This window comes from Niallia sp. Sow4_A1 (genome assembly GCF_052116745.1).
GTDB classification, from domain to species: Bacteria; Bacillota; Bacilli; order Bacillales; family Cytobacillaceae; genus Niallia; species Niallia hominis.
In genome coordinates this window covers 13,711-31,026 of sequence record NZ_JBQKKM010000023.1, presented here as the reverse complement: position 1 = coordinate 31,026, position 17,316 = coordinate 13,711, and the positions used below count along the sequence as shown (strand labels likewise).

Genomic DNA, 17,316 nt, shown 5'->3' with positions numbered 1-17,316 from the left:
AAACTAACTTTTTTTTCAATATTTTTCTTTATCCATACATCAGAAAGCAGTTTTTTTGCAACCCTTTGCGAAATCCATTATGCTGAAAGTAAGATGAGTTACATTCTTATATTGGAATAGTATATATAAGATGTAAAAATAGGTAGGAGATGGCAAAATGAAGGTAACAATCACAGATGCTGCTGTTGAAAAATTTCGTAGTTATGAAGTTCCTGAAGGTGCAGTTTATCGGTTAAACACAATCTTTAGCGGTGGATGCAGCTATGTTTATAATTTCGATTTAGCGGTTGATTTTCCACAAGAAGGCGATACAGCCTTTGAAGATAATGGCTTAACGATTTATTTAGATCCCTTAACAATTAAGCATATTAATGAGGATTTAAAGTTTGATTATGTACAAGGAAAAGGATTTCGCTTAATTGGTGCTAGTGAAATTTATTCTTTTCATTTGGAAGTTAAGCAAAAAGCGAATTAATAAAGGGAAGAATCAGGTCTCTAATAGGGGCCTGTTTTTATTATTTTAAGCGGATATATGATTTGATTTATCCTATTCTTTAGTTTTTATAAGCTGTAAAAATAAATTAATTGAAACATTTCCTCCGTTCACTCGTATACTCAATGAAAGAGAGGGATATTAGAAAATGGTTATGTATTTCATAATGCTCTTACTTGGAGCTTTATTCGTTTTTGGGTCATTATATTACATAGTTGTTATGTACTTCGATAAAGAGTTTCCCTTAATGAAAGCAGCAAAAACTATAGGTGTCTTGTTATTAGGTATTTTGCTGTTAACTTTCACTTTGCCAAGTCTAAAATATATGCTGTTTAAAGAATATGATGTGGTGAAAGGAGAGTGTGTTATTGACATAGATTCATCAGGTCGCTCTGCTTAAGCAATCTTCAAAATGCTAGATACAGACGAAATATTTACATTTGATGATATTCCTAAACTGGATGCATATGGTAAGAAAGTGCCTTATTCTTGTACAATGACAGTCACGAAAGATCATAAATGGGAAATAGGCTATAAAATATACGAAATCGATACAAAAAAGCCCATTTTAACTAGTGAATAACTTACTATTCTCCTGTTAAATGGAATGAAGAAATAAAAGTGCCTTTCTAAAAAATGGGAAGTAAAACGAAAAGGATTATTGAATGTAATTGTCGAACTATTACAGACTTAGCTGTTCTAAAATCTCCATAAAGTGGGAGATGTCTATTTATAGAAAAAATAAATAAGGAAGTGAAGCATCTTGATTAAATACAAATCGCTCCATCATGTAAGTCTTACAGTTACGGATTTGGAAAAAGCCAAATATTTTTATGAGAAAATTCTTTGTTTAAAAGAATTACAACGTCCTGATTTTGATTTTCCAGGTGCCTGGTACCAAATAGAGAATCAGCAACTTCACTTAATTGTTTATCCTGAGTCGCAAACCATTCGAACAAATAAAACTCTAAATAGCAAAGAAGGGCACTTTGCACTTCGAGTAGAGAACTACTATGATACGCTGAATTGGTTAAAACAGAATAATGTAGAAATCATTGAAAAACCATATGGAGTAAGTGGATTTGCTCAGATTTTCTGTGCGGACCCCGATGGTAATTTAATCGAATTAAATGTTGATCAGATGGATTTATAAGATAGAGGGGGAATATTCTCATTTCCTTACCAGGATGTGTTTACAACAATTTCGATATTTTTTGATACCGTAGTAACGAAAGTATCGATATTAAAGAATTTCTTTAAACATATTTGTAGATGGAACGACCGATACATAGACAGTTTGGGAATATCAAAACCATGTGGCTTTTTCAATTGTTCCAAATAGGCAAATATAAATTTGTTCAATAGGAGGCAACTGTTTTTGAAAAAGTTTCGAGGGAAAAAGCGTTATTTTCGCAACTTGTGGAGAGACTTAAACGTAGAGCAATACGATTTAGACTTTAGCCAAGATGCTTGGTTTGATGCTTGGCATACCCATCTTGATTTTTACGGGTATGGGAATCATAGCGGGAAAATAAGAAGAGAGCATATAAAAGCACATATCTTTTTGTATAACAGTTTATTAGAAAAGCTCAGCACATTCGATAAACCTTATCAATCATGGATAGGGTTAGTGGAAGAAGAGGCAGGTTTAGATGCAGTCTATATCCACTCACCCAATCCTAATGATGACAATTTTCCTATTAAGATAGAAAATTTAAATTGGGAATGCACTATCCCACATGATTTCAAGGATTTAATCAACCGAAAAGATTTTAATGTGGGTCATTATAAGTGGGAATCGGATAATTATTATATTATCCAATCAAAAGATATGGGGATTAAATTGTAGTCTTATATAAGACTAAGAGCATTTTTGTGATATGGATTTTTGTTTATTTTTTAATTTAATGAATATATTACCTTTACAAACAGAAAAGACCTTGTTATCATAGGAATAATTTAAATCCAAAAAATAGCAAAAGCGATGAAGAGAAGAGTAAATAACCTAATTCTTTAAAGAGAGCCCCAGCTGCTGAAAAGGAGTAAGAATTACTTATTGAACCAAGACTCTGAGCATTCACATTGGAACTTATGATGAAGGGATAGTGTGACAGGTGCTCCTGTTATAGAGCTAGGGTATAAGTAGGTAACTACCGTACCTGAAGAGTTTAATATGGCGACATATTAAAAAACTGGGGTGGCACCACGGATATAAAATCTCGTCCTCAAGACTAAATGTCTTGGGGGTGGGATTTTTTTTATTGGCATAAATAGTTCGTTTCTAAAAAAATGGAGGGATTAAAATGACGGAAGAGAAAGTAGCGTTAGATAATAGCTTGGAAAAAGCGGTAGCTGAAGACTTACAAAATGGGGCATATAATCGAACGATTTGCACAAGATTTCCCCCTGAGCCAAATGGTTACCTGCATATCGGCAGTGCATATGCCATCCATATGAACTATGCGATTGCGCAAAAGTTCAACGGGAATTTTAATCTGCGCTTTGATGATACCAATCCTTTAAAAGAAGATATGGAATATGTGGATTCGATTATAGAGGATATTAATTGGCTAGGATATTCTCCAGAAGAACGGATTTTTTACGGGTCTGACTATTCTAATAAAATATTTCATGCAGCATTGAGTTTGATCAAGAAAGGAAAAGCATATGTTTGTGATTTGTCTCCTGAGCAAATAAAGGAATACCGCGGAACACTTACAGAGCATGGTAAAAATAGTCCTTATCGAAACAGGACAATAGAGGAAAATATCGATTTATTTTTGAGAATGAAAAATGGAGGATTTCCAACAGGATCGCATGTATTACGAGCCAAAATTGATATGGCCTCCCCAAATATCAATTTAAGAGATCCCATTCTTTACCGGATTATTCATGCTAGTCATTATAGAACCGGGAATGATTGGTGTATTTACCCAATGTATGATTTTGCTCATCCATTTCAAGATGCAATCGAAGGTGTTACCCATTCCTTATGCTCCATTGAATTCAAAGACCACAGACCTTTATATGAGTGGGTATTGACTGAGCTAGAAATAAAGGAAGCGCCAAAACAACGTGAATTTGGAAGAGTGAATATAACTGGTGTTGTAACAAGTAAACGATATTTAAGGGAATTAGTGTTAGGGAAGCTGGTAGATGGGTGGGATGACCCTAGATTACCAACAATCCGTGGACTTAGGAGAAGAGGCTTTACCCCAGAAAGTATTCGCACCTTCGTTGATGAACTTGGATTTGTAAGAAATCAAAGTACAGCTGACATAGCAATGTTGGAAAGTACGCTTCGGAGAGAATTAAAATCAAAAGTAAATACAGTGATGGCAGTATTAAATCCATTAAAGGTGACGATCACCAATTATCCTGAGGACAAGACAGAGCTTTTATCAATGGAAAATAATCCGGAAAATCCTGCATTAGGAAATAGAGAGGTTGTTTTTTCAAAAGAGATTTATATCGAAAAAGAAGACTTTATGGAAGTCCCAATAAAAGGGTTTAAACGATTAGCTTTACATGCAGAGGTCCGATTAAAAGGGGCGTATTTCATCAAGTGTAATGAAGTGATTAAAGATGAAGTTACAGGTGAAATTATCGAATTAAAATGTAGCTATGATCCAAAGACCAAAAGTGGAACGGGATTTTCTGAGCGGAAAGTAAAAGGAACGATTCATTGGGTTTCTGCTATAAAGAGTGAAATAGTGGAGGTAAATCTTTTCGATAAATTATTTGAAGACGAAATGATTGTGAAAGATGCGGGAAAAACTTGGGAGGAAAAAATGAATCCCAATTCTAAAGTTACACTAAACCATTGCCGAATTGAATCTTGGATGAAGGACGCAAAAATCGAAGATAGGTTCCAATTTTTGCGACACGGTTATTTTTGTGTAGATAAATATTCTACAGAAGATAAATTAATTTTTAATCGAATTGTGTCACTGAAGGATTCGTGGAAAGGGAAAAAAGGATAAAAGTGAAATCGAGTGCAAAGGTTATGTACTCGATTTTTTAGTTAATAGATAGCAGAATTGTAAGGGCTAAAAGATTGATGTATTAAGTAATAAAAAATATAATGTTAAAAGTATTTGACATATTTAGTGTGCATGCTACAATAATAAATGTAAAATACTTTTGACATTTCGTAAGGAGGAAACTAAAATGGATTGGGTTAAAATTGTGTATTCAGCTATATTGTTAGTTTGCGGAATTTTGATTTTTATAGCTCCATTTTCTCAAAAAGGTGATGAAAGAAGAAAGTTTATCAACACGAAAGCTCAATCATATGTATTTATCGTAGTTACAGGTATGCTAATTTTAGAAGTGGCACAGTCCATATATCAAACTTTCCAGGGGAATAGTTATATATCTGGGAACATTATTAGTTTACAGAAAAAAATATGGTGATTAAATGAAAAATAACATTAAAAATTTAAGGAAATTAGCAAAATTATCCCAAGAAAAACTGGCTAAACTTTGTAAGGTATCCAGACAAACAATAAATGCCATTGAAAATGATAAATATGATCCAACCTTACAATTAGCATTTGATATAGCCTTTGTATTGGATACCACAGTAGATGAGCTTTTTATGAGTAATTCTCTTAAAAAATGATGAATGGACCTCGTATTGGGGTCTTTTTTGAACTTGTGAATATAAGTAAAAAGCAATGTTAAAAAATTCAAAAAGAAATGGTAATGGATGTTAAAATATAGAAAAATAATTTAAGAAATAAAAAGGATAACGGGGTTATTGCCCATGAAGTATACAAATGATATAGAATAATAGGGTTATAACTCAAAAGAAAATAACTATAGATAGAGAAAGAAAGAGATTTCAATGGAATTAGTGAGACCATCCGAGCTGTATTGGGAACAATTAATGGAATATAGAACAGCCTTTTTACATAGAAAAGAACACCCTTATGGCGGCAGCTCCTTGCAAAATTATACCGACTTTCAGGAATGGCTTAATAAAGTAATTAGCCAGGAAAATGGTGATAACCTACCACCAAATCGAGTTCCTGCCACTCAATTTTTAAGCATTAGCAAGGGGAAATTAATAGGGCTTATTAATATTCGCCATCGATTAACGCCAGAATTGTTGATGGAAAGTGGACATATTGGCTATAGCATTCATCCAGATGAGCGCAGGAAAGGATATGCGACAGAGCAGCTGCGACTGAGTTTATTAGAAGCTAGAAAACTGGGCCTAAATAAAGTATTAGTAACATGTGATAAAGAAAATATCGCCTCTGCTAAAACGATTCAAAAAGTGGGTGGAGTGTTAGAAAATGAAGTGATTTCCGCAGATGGGAAGGAGATTGTTCAGCGTTATTGGATTGAAATTGGTTAAATTTATTCTAACCTTGCTAGCCTAAGTTACAGTGATTTTACTAAATCAGATTAATCAATTTCTCCTTTAGTAAAGTAGGTTAACAATGACAAGGAGGAGGGTTTGTGTATAGAATTGCAATCATTTCAGATATTCACGGGAATATGTGCGCATTGAAAGCGGTACTTAAAGATATTAAAGAAAAATCAGTTGACTACATCTATTGTCTTGGTGATATGATTGGCGTCGGTCTATACTCGAATGAGGTATTACATTCCTTATTTGAATTGGATAATATGGAAATAGTAACAGGTAACCATGATGAAGCAGTGTTAGCAATACTTAACGATGAACCATATCCTAAAAGTAGATTCCATGTTATCCCACACCATCTATGGATTGCAGAAAGATTAAATAATGAGCATATTTCTAAATTGAAGAATTTACCTAGAATAATCAATCCTATCTTCCATGAGCAAAGTTTTCATTTGATTCATTATCCAATGAAACGATCCATGTATAATATGCATATAAGTAAAGATCCTTTTGATCGAACTGGTATGCCTTCCTTAGAAAACTTCACATCTCTAGATGGACTGGATTCTACCTCTTTAGTCATTTTTGGACACGATCATCGCACCCATCAATTTTTATGTGAAAATAAAACCTTTTATAATACAGGTTCTCTTGGTTGTTTCAATCAACCATTTGCACGATATGGGATTATAGATATTAGGGAGAAAGGATTTAACATTATGCAACAAAATGTTCCATATGAATTTCATACTTACGTGGACGAGATAAAGAACGCAAACATTCCACGTAAGGAGACAATCCTTGCTATATATAAGTAAATGACCAAAATAATAGATATGAAGTTTGAAAGGGGATACAGATGAAAAAATATATGATCAAACAAATTAAAAATCTAATGAACTTTGAGTTAATAGTCTAGTAGAGCAAAGTATGGAAGATGGCTTTCGATTTGTTGAAAGATTAGTGAAAGATTATAAAAATGCAAATAATACCTTCAACCATTTTGGTGAGATATTATTTGGTGTATTTGATGAAGCGGATGTCCTAATTGCTATTGGAGGCTTAAATAAAGATCCATTTTCAAGCGACCAATCTATTGGAAGGCTAAGGAGGGTATACGTTCGTAAAGAATTTAGAAGAGAGGGTATAGGAGGTTTATTAGTCAAAAAGATTATGGTTGAAGCAAGAAAATATTATAAAATATTGGTGCTTCATACAGATACGGAACAGGCAGATAATTTCTATACTTCTATCGGATTTTCAAAGAGTGATCTTTATTCAGATGCAAGTCACTATATAGAGTTGAAAAGATAAAAAGCACTCCAAAAATGGAGTGCAACTTGCCCAGTAAGTTACTGTTTTTACCAAATACAAAACTATCTAATGTAAACCTTGTTCTAAAGCAATCAGTTCATCCTTACCCTCTGATATATGAGGATATCTATCTAATATAATATGGATTAAATCTGCTTTGTTTTTGTTGGTTAATATCCAAGATAAATCACCATGTAAAAACTGAATGTAACCTTTGAAGGAATTATCATTATTGACACTCTCATTTATAGATAACATTAATTTCATGTTCCCTTGATAAAAAGGTATATCTTCCTCAGAAGCTAGTTTTACAGAAGTTGTCGATGCTTCCAATGCCTTATCCAAGTCTGTAAATAAAAGAACATTTGCGTATTGCTGATAATAGGAGCTATAAGGAAATAAGTGAACAAGTCGGTCGAAATTTTCAATGGATTTTTCATAATCACCCATTTCTAAATAAATGGTAGAGATTAAATGAATGACATAATCCACATTAGGAATAAGATCGTTCATTTCAAGTGCACTTTCCAATGCAGCTTCGGGATTAGCATCTTGATATAGTTGACCTTTAGCGCTAATTTCCATGGAAGGATATGTTTTGAGTGTCTCGAACAGTTCTGTTTCATAGGATTTTAATGGTTGACCAGTTATTTGTTCAAAGGCATTTGCAAAATTGTTGTCTTTGCACGCTTCCATCAGTTTCGGGATTACTGATGTTCCTTCTTTTTTAATCAAAAGTCCTACTAGTAACCTACTTTGTAGATAGGGATCAAAAGGAGAATTCAAATGCTTATTCCATTGCTTATGTGTTTCAAGTTCCTCGAAGCTTGCGTTTTCCGTTACTTGAATATCTTCCATAGTAATGCCGTTGTCTTTTCTTTCCACATATGCTGCTAGACCCTCGTGAAACCATACTGGTATATCAGAAGTCTTAAGTCCTGCACTTTCTAAAGTACTCGTGATAAGATGATGAGTGTATTCATGGACAATCGATTCCTTGAACACCAGCATTTCTTCCGCATTATGAGGAACAGCTAGATAAATCGATTTTTTTTCTTCTATATAATATCCAGCTACATAACCATCACCAGTAATTCCAAACAATTTTTGTAATACTGATGGATCCTCAACTAAAACAATTGCTATTGGATTATTCCAGTCTTTGCCAAAAAGCTCCATAAAGAGTTTTTCCTGTTCTTTTAATGATTGAAGAGCTTCATTAATAACGTTTGAATGGTCTTCTTGTTCATTATATTTGAAAGTAATAGGACCAATTTTCTTTGAAAGTGCATTTTCTTCTTCTACAATATGCTTTGAGTAGATAAGTTGTTGAATGTCTTTTACTATTCCCATTTCTTTTACAGCATTCCTATTTATAAATAATATGACTCCCAAGAGTAGGATGAATGAAGCAAAGCATAGTATTAATTTTTTCTTCATATATATTGGTTTCCTCCAAAGAAATAAATAATAATCTGCTTTAATAGTAACATAAAAATGTGTAAATTCTGAAAAAATGTAATTTAATAGATGATTTTACTTAGCTCATGTAAACATATGGTTTCTACATATTTGCTATCTTTACAGCTCTGTCTAATTAGCACTCTACTTTGCAGTCCACTCCGCAACGGAATTGGACTGCTTTTTTAATTCTAAGATCTTTCAACAGGAAAAAAATAAATAGAAATAGGCTTTCAAATAATCATCCAACCTGTTTATCAATAAAAAAAGTATAATTTTAAATAAAAATTTATTGTAAAACGATAAATAATATGGTAAATTTCAATAAGATATTAAATAGGAGAGGTGCTTTTTTATGAAAAGAGGAACAACACTTTTTTTAAAGATAGCTGTCGTTCTTATTGGAACCCCAGTTCTTGTTTTAGGATTATGGGGAATGTATGACTTGGCTAAGAATCCAGTAAATCCAGATTATGCCCATATTCTATATCCGATTGTAATTGGAATATATCTATCTACAATCCCGTTTTATATGGCTCTTTATCAGACTTTTAGACTTTTGGGTTATATTGATAGGAATGAAGCTTTCTCGGTAATGTCTGTAAAGGCATTAAGCCATATAAAGAAAGATGCAATTATCATTTGCAGCTTATATGTACTAATGATGCCTTTCATTTTTCTCTTGGCTCAGTCAGATGATGCTCCAGGTCTTATCTTATTTGGAATGATTCCGATTTTTGCTTCCATCGTAATTGCGGTCTTTGCAGCTGTTCTTCAAAGACTTTTACAACAAGCGATTGATATAAAATCAGAAAATGATTTAACAGTCTGAGGTGAATGAAATGGCAATTGTAATTAATATTGATGTGATGTTAGCGAAAAGGAAAATGAGCGTTACCGAACTTTCAGAGAAGGTTGGAATCACGATGGCAAATCTATCTATTTTGAAAAATGGAAAAGCCAAAGCCATTCGACTTTCCACATTAGAGGGAATATGCAGGGCTTTAGAATGTCAACCTGGAGAAATCTTAGAATATCGTAGGGATAAAGATAGTGAATAAGCAGGACATCAAAGGATTCCCAGAAAGCATCATGACATATTGGGGGAATAGAAATATAAAAAAACTTTTCGAAAGGAGGGAAATCAATGAAACTACCTTTTTTCAATAACAAACAAGCAGAAGGATTCGTCCATTATCCGAATGATACTATACCGGAACATATTGCCATCATTATGGATGGAAACGGACGCTGGGCAAAGAAGCGAGCCATGCCGAGAATGGCTGGTCATAAAGAAGGCGTGTCTACTGTCGTAAAAATTGTTAAGACAGCAGTTAAATGCAAGGTGAAGGTTCTCACACTTTATACGTTTTCTACAGAAAACTGGAAACGTCCAAAGACCGAGATTGAGTTCATATTGAGGCTTCCTAAGGAGTTTCTATCTATTTATCTACCAGATCTGATTGCTAATAATGTGCGCATAGAAATAGTTGGGGATATGGAAAAGCTTCCAGCTCATACACGTGAAGCCATTGAGGATGCAATGGAACGTACCCGGTATAATGACGGCCTTTTGCTTAATTTTGCACTAAACTATGGTAGCCGACACGAGATTTTACATGCGATGAAAGAGATGTTTTCGGATATAAACAATGGAAAATTTCCACTAGAAGAATTGGATGAACAGAAGTTTTCAGACTACCTATATACAGCAGGTACGAAAGAACCGGACCTCCTTATTCGAACCGGAGGGGAAAAACGTCTAAGTAATTTCCTGCTTTGGCAGCTTGCTTACACGGAGTTCTGGTTTACTGATATACTGTGGCCAGATTTCTCTGAGAAGGACTTTCTACAAGCGTTAGAAGAATATAGAAATCGAAAAAGACGTTATGGTGGGCTATAAGAGTTTGGTAATATATGTTGAATCAACGCATCCAACGCTAAATTGTACTTTAACGGTTGATTATTGCTTTAATATTTAATATTTAAAGTAGGAGGAGCGAAAGATGGAAACGAATGTATTTGAACAGCTTGCAAAAAGATATGATACAGAAGATAGAATAGATTTGGCGAAAGTTATCGCGAAGGAAGTAAGGACAGAATTAGAAAACAGTAAATCCCAATCTTTAATCGACTATGGGAGTGGTACTGGTCTCGTTAGTTTAGAATTAACCGACGCGGTAGATTCGATTTTGCTAGTGGATTCATCGGAACAAATGCTGGAGGTTGCGAAAACGAAAATAGCGCAAAAAGGTATTAGGAACGCAAGCGTACTTTATTCCGATTTTACGAAAAATACTACGGAATTAAAAGCAGATATTATTCTCATGTCTTTGGTCCTTCTTCATATTCCAGATACGAAAGGAATATTACAGGAATTGTTTTCTATCTTAAACACTGACGGTAAGCTAATTATTGTTGATTTTGATAAAAATGATAATATTAGTCATCCAAAGGTTCATAACGGTTTTTCCCATGAAGATTTAAAAAAATATTATCCGAAGTAGGTTTTAAGTCATCCAAAATGAAAACATTTTATCATGGTAATCGCATATTTATGAATGAGGATGCGTCAATGTTTATATCCAGCAGTATAAAATGATTTATTTTTAGTGCTTTTTATGATAGTAATTCATCAAGATGTCCCTATGGTAATTATATTTCTATAAATTTAAATTTAAGATAGTTTGTGACTTTGGAAAAAGGTATCGTGTCATTATTTAAGAAACCTTTCCATTGTAGAATAAGGCTTTCTTGTTGACAAATATAAGAATTTGGAATATCTTATATTTAGCTTAATACTTAGTTATAGGTTAATTTTCTTTGTTTCAAGATTAAGACTTTAGCATTCTTTTAATGTTTACATTGACTGAATGAAAAAGTAACTTAATAGAAAAAGGAAAAGTGATTTTATAAATAAGTAGCCAATTAATAATGGAATATTTATTATGAAAGTTAATTTACATATAAAACCTATAAAGGGTAGCTCTTCAAAAAATTCGCTGTAATTAGTTGAAGGGAAGCCGACAATTTTTTTGTTTCCTATGATTATTATCATGGTGAAGCATAAAAATTGTCGGCTTTTTTATTGGGGAAAAATGTTGTTCTACTGTTACAGTTTATAAATGTCCGAATGATCCAACTAAAAATCAGTGGGAAAAGGGTGTACTGACGGAAGTTTCCCTTTATTAAAAGGAACGTTGGGGATTTTTGAAGTCAATGTGGTTTTCTAAGTAAGTTAGTAAAAGGAGAATTTCAACATGTTTGTTTCGCTGAGTTTGCCATTATTGCTAGTATTGTTTTTTATTATGATTTTAGTTTCTATGCTAAGTGGATTATTATTTCTGCATCCAAGAGTACCACTGAGCTTTGTGAAGATACATAGCTGGATTGTGTCTTTACCGCCTCTAGTTTCCTTAGTAGCACTTGTGAATTCGAATGGAAGGGGGAATTTTGGTCCATTACACTTGGATTCCTTGGCTTGGTTAATGACTTTTTTCGTTCTTGCCATAGGATTAATTGTGCAACGTTTTTCTATTCGTTACTTAATGGGAGATCGCTCTTATCGAAAATATTTTCCACTCTTTACGTTCACAACAGCTGCTGCTTCCATTGCTTGGTTAAGTGCTGATCTGCGCTTGATGGTTTTATTCTGGGGAGCAACGCTTGCTGGATTAACCTTTCTTATCAAATTAAACAATAGGTGGAAAATAGCAAATGAAGCATCTAAGCTCTCTGCCCGTAACTTTATATTTGGCTGGTTGTCCTTATTATTGGCGGTCCTTTGGCTATATCAAGGCACTGGTTATTGGCAATTAGCGTCTGTTTTATCCAGCGAAAATGTAGCTGAACTTGCAAGTTGGGAGAGAACTGGGATTAACTTACTGATTGTCCTAGCGGTTATCATTCCGGCAGCTCAATGGCCTTTCCAAAGATGGTTGGTAGAGTCTGTTGTTGCACCGACACCTGTTTCAGCAATTATGCATGCAGGAATTGTAAATGCAGGTGGGATTATGCTTGCTCGTTTTTCTCCACTATTTAATGGAGATATAGCTACTATTATCTTGCTTGTTCTAGCAGGTATATCTGTCTTGGTTGGTTCTGGAATCAGTTTAGTGCAAGTGGACTATAAACGTCAGTTAGTAGGCTCTACGATTGGACAAATGGGCTTTATGCTCATTCAATGTGCGTTAGGTGCCTATATTGCTGCGATTATTCATCTTATTCTACATGGTTTGTTTAAAGCCACTCTTTTTTTACAGTCAGGTTCAGCGGTGCGTCGTTTCGAAATATCTAATCAAAGTAATAAACAGACCTCCCTTTTATGGAGCATAACGGGGTGGATTTTAGGATTCGCTGTTGGATTGGTCTTTTGGCTCCAGTCACCAGGAGAGGGATATCAATTAATTAGTGCGATAATCTTAGGGTTGTCCTTGTCTATTTCTTGGAAACAGCTAGTAGCTTTGGGAGAGGGAAACATTGGTCGAATCGCAGGGTTATTAATGGTAGGAGGGACGGCTGCTATTTATGTCACTATTCATCATTTTTTCTATGATTTCCTGCAATCTACAGTTTCCCAGGGGACTCAGCCTCCAACAGTTGCAGTCATCATAATTACCTGTCTTTTATTAGTTGGAAGTGTAATAGGGTCATTTATTGCCCGTAATCGTTCGTCTATTTTCTTTGCAGTACTTTATCTATGGTTAGTAAGATTAGGCGAAGCAAAGCCAAAATCAGTGGAAAGCCATCCCAGTTATCTAAAACAACAATTGCCATAAGGAGGTAATTAGTGATGAGTGTTACATCAGTTTTAACAAAAGAAAGATCTAATAAGAAAGATATAAAGATAGAAAATACTAAAAGAGATATTAGTAATTTTGTTGAATCTGCTAGTAAAGTAATTGCACCACTTTGGCCGATTTCTACTTTTGCAGCACGTCATCCTTGGATGGGGCTTGAAAAGCAAACTTTTGATCAAGTTGCGGATCGGTTAAAGAATACTCGTGATGTGGATATTTATCCAAGTGCTTCTATGATTCTTTCAGCAAAAAATAAGGGGGAGATTAATGAAGCATTTGTGAAGCAAGGACTGCAGCGATGGCTTGATTCAAATTTACAGACGTTTAATATCCCTCGAGATGTCGCAGAGCGCTTTTGCCATGCAGCACTGAAATTGGAACCAATCCCATCTAATCTATTATCATCTGTAGAACTCAAGAAAAAAGTGGAGGAACTTAGGGAACAGAATGCCGATTCTATCAATCATTCTTCCATGCAACCAATCAGTTCCCAAATAGAGAATCAAGATGGGGAAAGGTTAATCAATATTCTCGATTACCATGTAATCAAGTGGTGTAAATTATATCTCGATGACTCACAGGCAGGTTGGGAAATGCCTCATCGTGAGGATGGTTTCTATCGTTCTTGGCATCGTCTCGTTTGCTATGATCCAGCACTATCTAAATCACAGCGTGAAAGTTTAAAAAAATGGCCAGAAGAGGCTGATAGTGCTTTGAAAAAAGCGTTAAAAGCACTAGATATCCCTGACACGGAAATCCAGAGTTATCTAGAAGTACATTTACTTTCGTTACCAGGTTGGGCAGGAATGATGCTTTGGCGTTCTAATCAGTCAAGTGAGGAAAATGCCCTAATCACCGAATATTTAGCAGTTCGAATTTCCTTGGAATGGGCTCTTATACATCCCTATCTCCCTTTTAGGAATAAACGATTGGAAAAAAGGGAGGCCACTCATTCTCTATTAGCAGCTTTGATTCATTGGGGTAGCCTGTCACTAAAGGAATGGACACAGTTGTCAAAGACTAAACAACACGAATATTTGCTATTTGCGGCAAGATTTGATGAGAAACTATGCAGAAAACTTTGGCTGGAAGCTTGGGAACAAACACATGCTGAGCAGTTAAGGCAAAAGATTATCTCCAAACAATCTAGGAACAGCGATAAGGATACGACGTTAGCGCAATTTGTATTTTGTATTGACGTACGCTCAGAACCATTTCGTCGTCAATTGGAAAAAGAAGGACCATTTGAAACGATTGGCATGGCTGGTTTTTTTGGAATACCAATTGCAACGAATGAATTGGGGAGCGCGCACAGTCATCCATCCTTGCCAATTATGAATAAGCCTTTGCATAAAATTATGGAGAGTACAGAGGAGAATGAATTAATTTCCTTTCAACAACGTAAGCAGGCAGTTCATTCCTTAAGTTATACATTTAAAACAATGAAACAGAACTTACTTGCAAACCTACTTTTACCGGAATTAAGTGGTCCCTGGCTTAGTCTTCAAATGGTAGCACGCAGTTTTGTGCCAAAAAGTGCAGATCGTTTGATTCATAATCTTCGTAAAAATTGGTTGCGTAAACCGAAGACAAACTTGGTGCTTCATCATGTTCATCAAACAGAGGAAGGAATACCGATTGGATTTTCGGAGAGCGATAAAGTGAACTATGCCCGACAAGCTCTAAAAATGATGGGAATAACAGACAATTTCAGCCCATTAGTTGTGATATGTGGACATGGAAGTCAAAGTATTAATAACCCTTATGCGTCTTCACTTGACTGTGGTGCCTGTGGAGGGGCATCAGGTGGATTCAATGCTAGGGTTTTAGCAACTTTATGTAACCTTGTTGAAGTAAGGGAAGAGCTAGCTTTGGAAGGAATAGCTATTCCTGATGATACTGTCTTTGTAGCGGCTGAGCACAATACAACAGTGGATGAATTACACTGGATATATATACCAGAGGAGCTTTCCGATTCAGCACATGCTGCGTTTCAGCGTATCGAAGCCATTTTGCCAAGAGTAAGCCACCAGGCAAATGCAGAGCGTCTTGCTAAATTACCTCATTTCCAATCGAAACAGAGCAAGCCAAAGTCTGAGGCCTATCAACTAGCTGAAGATTGGAGCGTGATCCGACCGGAATGGGGGTTAGCTGGCAATGCGGCTTTTATTATAGGACAACGTACATTAACGGAAGGTTCTGACTTAGAAGGCAGAGTATTTCTTCATAATTACAATTGGCAGAAGGACCGCAATGGGGAACTTTTAGATACGATTATTTCCGGTCCAGGAACTGTCGCTCAATGGATAAATCTAGAATATTACGCCTCAACGGTAGCTCCCCATTATTATGGTAGTGGCAATAAGGCAACGCAAACTGTTACAGCAGGTATTGGTGTTATGCAAGGAAATGCAAGTGACTTATTAACTGGCCTTCCTTGGCAATCTGTTATGCAATCAGACAATGAAGCTTATCATTCTCCACTTCGTCTGCTGATTGTCATTCAGGCACCTAAAGAATATGTGGAGCGATTATTAAAAAATAATGCAGCATTTCAACAAAAAGTAAAAAATGGTTGGCTCCGACTAGCGAGTGTCAGTCCAGAAGGTCATTGGGAAAACTGGTAGCAGTTGGTTTTTATAACAAAGGAGTGTACGATATGAATTTAGAAAAGACGAAAAAAGTGTTATTTCTGATGGATGTTAGAGAAGGCTTGGAGTCTATTTTAAAAGAAGAAACGAATATTCAACCAGAAAACATGCTGACTATCAAATGCTTTGGCCCTGTTATTTCCAATCCTTTTGGGGATATTATGAGGTCCATTATTATTGCTATTTATCAGGAACAAGTAGAAGAGATTTTTGTTGTAGGAACAAGAAACGAAGAAAATAGTGCTATTTCTATAAAAGATCAATCTATTGCCAAAATCCAAACATTGGATTATCTTTTTCAAAATAGCATGCCTGAATTTTCCGGTGAAACGATTAATGAATGGCTAAATGGTAAACAAAATACTGGTGACAATATCAAAAATTGTGTTAATATGATTTGTCACCATCCATTAATGCCTGCAAATGTTAAAGTCCGTGGCTTAATCATCAATAATCAGCATGGAAAGTCTTCCATTGTGGAGATTGCTGCAAATAAAACTGCTTAAAAAATGAAAAAGCATGCTAAATGTTATTGAGTCATCAATCGGAATGGTATATATTCATATATATTAAAAAGATTTGCTTCTACCATAAGCCAATCTTTTTAAAAATAAAAACAGATAGAAAACTAGTTTTTATTGTTCAATAGGGGATGCATAGAAAATGAAAATATCAAAAGGCTCTTGTGAAGCCGAAATCAGTAAGGCAATTACTCAATGGGAAAAGGACTTTCTTGGTCGTGGATCTTTATCTGTTAAAACAGATATATTACGGGATATGATTATCGTGAGTTTACAAGGTATATTAACACCAGCTGAATATACGGTGTGTGAAACAAAAGAAGGACTATTAACCATTAAGAAAACTCGTTCCGAATTAGTGGAATCAGGTGTAGAAGAACTAAAGAAATGTATAGTAACGATTACTGGAGAAGAAGTAAAAAGTTTTCATACCGATTTAAGTTCTCGTACAGGTGAACGGGTGATGGTTTTTAAATTATTTAATAATGTGGAAAATCTTTTTATGTAATGGGTCAGGCAAGGCATAAAGAGGATTATTGTATTTTTTAGACAGATAAAAGATTTAGATGAAGAGAACAAGGTTGAGACATAAGTATTCCAACCATAGATAATAGGCTGTTTCAGTAAAGTGGTGGTATTAGCCGCAGCCTGAATACACTTCGCTTTCCATGGGGCGAGCGGTGAGCCTCCTCAGCTT

General features: G+C 35.0%; 19 protein-coding genes, 1 pseudogene and 1 other annotated feature. Of the genes and pseudogenes, 19 read left to right on the top strand and 1 reads right to left on the bottom strand.

Annotated features, from left to right (window positions below; all coding sequences use genetic code 11):
• Positions 1-157 precede the first annotated feature (157 nt).
• From ACTQ5K_RS13845 to ACTQ5K_RS13795, 11 genes are all read left to right on the top strand, one after another.
• Positions 158-475: a HesB/IscA family protein gene (locus ACTQ5K_RS13845; protein WP_031537858.1), complete on the top strand. Its 318-nt coding sequence runs from the start codon at positions 158-160 to the stop codon at positions 473-475.
• A 265-nt stretch (positions 476-740) separates the two neighbouring features.
• Entirely contained in the window at positions 741-893 is a 153-nt protein-coding gene (locus ACTQ5K_RS13840) for a hypothetical protein (RefSeq protein WP_441994003.1), read from the top strand.
• 12 nt (positions 894-905) lie between these two features.
• Positions 906-1,076, top strand: a complete 171-nt coding sequence (locus ACTQ5K_RS13835) for a hypothetical protein (protein WP_251629330.1) — start codon at positions 906-908, stop codon at positions 1,074-1,076.
• Between the two features lie 180 nt (positions 1,077-1,256).
• On the top strand, positions 1,257-1,646 hold the full coding sequence (locus tag ACTQ5K_RS13830) for a VOC family protein (RefSeq protein WP_441994002.1): 390 nt from the start codon (positions 1,257-1,259) through the stop codon (positions 1,644-1,646).
• 225 nt (positions 1,647-1,871) lie between these two features.
• Positions 1,872-2,342: a hypothetical protein gene (locus ACTQ5K_RS13825; RefSeq protein WP_031537861.1), complete on the top strand. Its 471-nt coding sequence runs from the start codon at positions 1,872-1,874 to the stop codon at positions 2,340-2,342.
• 126 nt (positions 2,343-2,468) lie between these two features.
• Positions 2,469-2,723 (top strand) — a binding site (T-box leader).
• A 73-nt stretch (positions 2,724-2,796) separates the two neighbouring features.
• Positions 2,797-4,476 (top strand): glutamine--tRNA ligase/YqeY domain fusion protein, encoded by a 1,680-nt coding sequence (locus ACTQ5K_RS13820; protein ID WP_251629327.1) that lies wholly within the window; start codon positions 2,797-2,799, stop codon positions 4,474-4,476.
• A 187-nt stretch (positions 4,477-4,663) separates the two neighbouring features.
• Positions 4,664-4,909: a hypothetical protein gene (locus ACTQ5K_RS13815; protein WP_441994001.1), complete on the top strand. Its 246-nt coding sequence runs from the start codon at positions 4,664-4,666 to the stop codon at positions 4,907-4,909.
• A 4-nt stretch (positions 4,910-4,913) separates the two neighbouring features.
• Positions 4,914-5,117, top strand: a complete 204-nt coding sequence (locus ACTQ5K_RS13810) for a helix-turn-helix transcriptional regulator (RefSeq protein ID WP_441994000.1) — start codon at positions 4,914-4,916, stop codon at positions 5,115-5,117.
• A 225-nt stretch (positions 5,118-5,342) separates the two neighbouring features.
• A complete protein-coding gene (locus tag ACTQ5K_RS13805) occupies positions 5,343-5,858 on the top strand; it encodes a GNAT family N-acetyltransferase (protein WP_441993999.1) in 516 nt (171 codons plus the stop codon).
• Positions 5,859-5,962: 104 nt separating this feature from the next.
• The gene (locus ACTQ5K_RS13800; RefSeq protein ID WP_441993998.1) at positions 5,963-6,691 is read left to right on the top strand and encodes a metallophosphoesterase family protein; all 729 of its coding nucleotides are present in this window, start codon (positions 5,963-5,965) and stop codon (positions 6,689-6,691) included.
• Between the two features lie 112 nt (positions 6,692-6,803).
• The gene (locus tag ACTQ5K_RS13795; protein ID WP_441993997.1) at positions 6,804-7,187 is read left to right on the top strand and encodes a GNAT family N-acetyltransferase; all 384 of its coding nucleotides are present in this window, start codon (positions 6,804-6,806) and stop codon (positions 7,185-7,187) included.
• Positions 7,188-7,253: 66 nt separating this feature from the next.
• On the opposite strand, the gene ACTQ5K_RS13790 is transcribed toward ACTQ5K_RS13795, so the two are convergent.
• Positions 7,254-8,627, bottom strand: coding sequence for a tetratricopeptide repeat protein (locus ACTQ5K_RS13790; RefSeq protein ID WP_441993996.1), 1,374 nt, complete (start codon positions 8,625-8,627; stop codon positions 7,254-7,256).
• A 376-nt stretch (positions 8,628-9,003) separates the two neighbouring features.
• Here ACTQ5K_RS13790 and ACTQ5K_RS13785 point away from each other — a divergent pair, with 376 nt between their 5' ends.
• The 8 genes and pseudogenes from ACTQ5K_RS13785 to ACTQ5K_RS13750 all read left to right on the top strand — a co-directional run bounded on the left by ACTQ5K_RS13785 (position 9,004) and on the right by ACTQ5K_RS13750 (position 17,127).
• The gene (locus ACTQ5K_RS13785; protein ID WP_031537864.1) at positions 9,004-9,480 is read left to right on the top strand and encodes a DUF2975 domain-containing protein; all 477 of its coding nucleotides are present in this window, start codon (positions 9,004-9,006) and stop codon (positions 9,478-9,480) included.
• 10 nt (positions 9,481-9,490) lie between these two features.
• Entirely contained in the window at positions 9,491-9,709 is a 219-nt protein-coding gene (locus ACTQ5K_RS13780; RefSeq protein WP_031537865.1) for a helix-turn-helix domain-containing protein, read from the top strand.
• Between the two features lie 86 nt (positions 9,710-9,795).
• Positions 9,796-10,551, top strand: a complete 756-nt coding sequence (locus ACTQ5K_RS13775) for an isoprenyl transferase (RefSeq protein ID WP_441130906.1) — start codon at positions 9,796-9,798, stop codon at positions 10,549-10,551.
• Positions 10,552-10,654: 103 nt separating this feature from the next.
• A pseudogene (locus ACTQ5K_RS13770) lies at positions 10,655-11,250 on the top strand (class I SAM-dependent methyltransferase).
• A gap of 658 nt (positions 11,251-11,908) precedes the next feature.
• Positions 11,909-13,426: an NADH dehydrogenase subunit 5 gene (locus ACTQ5K_RS13765; protein ID WP_441993995.1), complete on the top strand. Its 1,518-nt coding sequence runs from the start codon at positions 11,909-11,911 to the stop codon at positions 13,424-13,426.
• Positions 13,427-13,440: 14 nt separating this feature from the next.
• Positions 13,441-16,074: a DUF2309 domain-containing protein gene (locus tag ACTQ5K_RS13760; protein WP_031539740.1), complete on the top strand. Its 2,634-nt coding sequence runs from the start codon at positions 13,441-13,443 to the stop codon at positions 16,072-16,074.
• A 32-nt stretch (positions 16,075-16,106) separates the two neighbouring features.
• Positions 16,107-16,604 (top strand): carbonic anhydrase, encoded by a 498-nt coding sequence (locus ACTQ5K_RS13755; RefSeq protein WP_441993994.1) that lies wholly within the window; start codon positions 16,107-16,109, stop codon positions 16,602-16,604.
• A gap of 157 nt (positions 16,605-16,761) precedes the next feature.
• Positions 16,762-17,127, top strand: coding sequence for a DUF2294 domain-containing protein (locus tag ACTQ5K_RS13750; protein WP_441130902.1), 366 nt, complete (start codon positions 16,762-16,764; stop codon positions 17,125-17,127).
• The last annotated feature ends 189 nt before the right edge of the window (positions 17,128-17,316 follow it).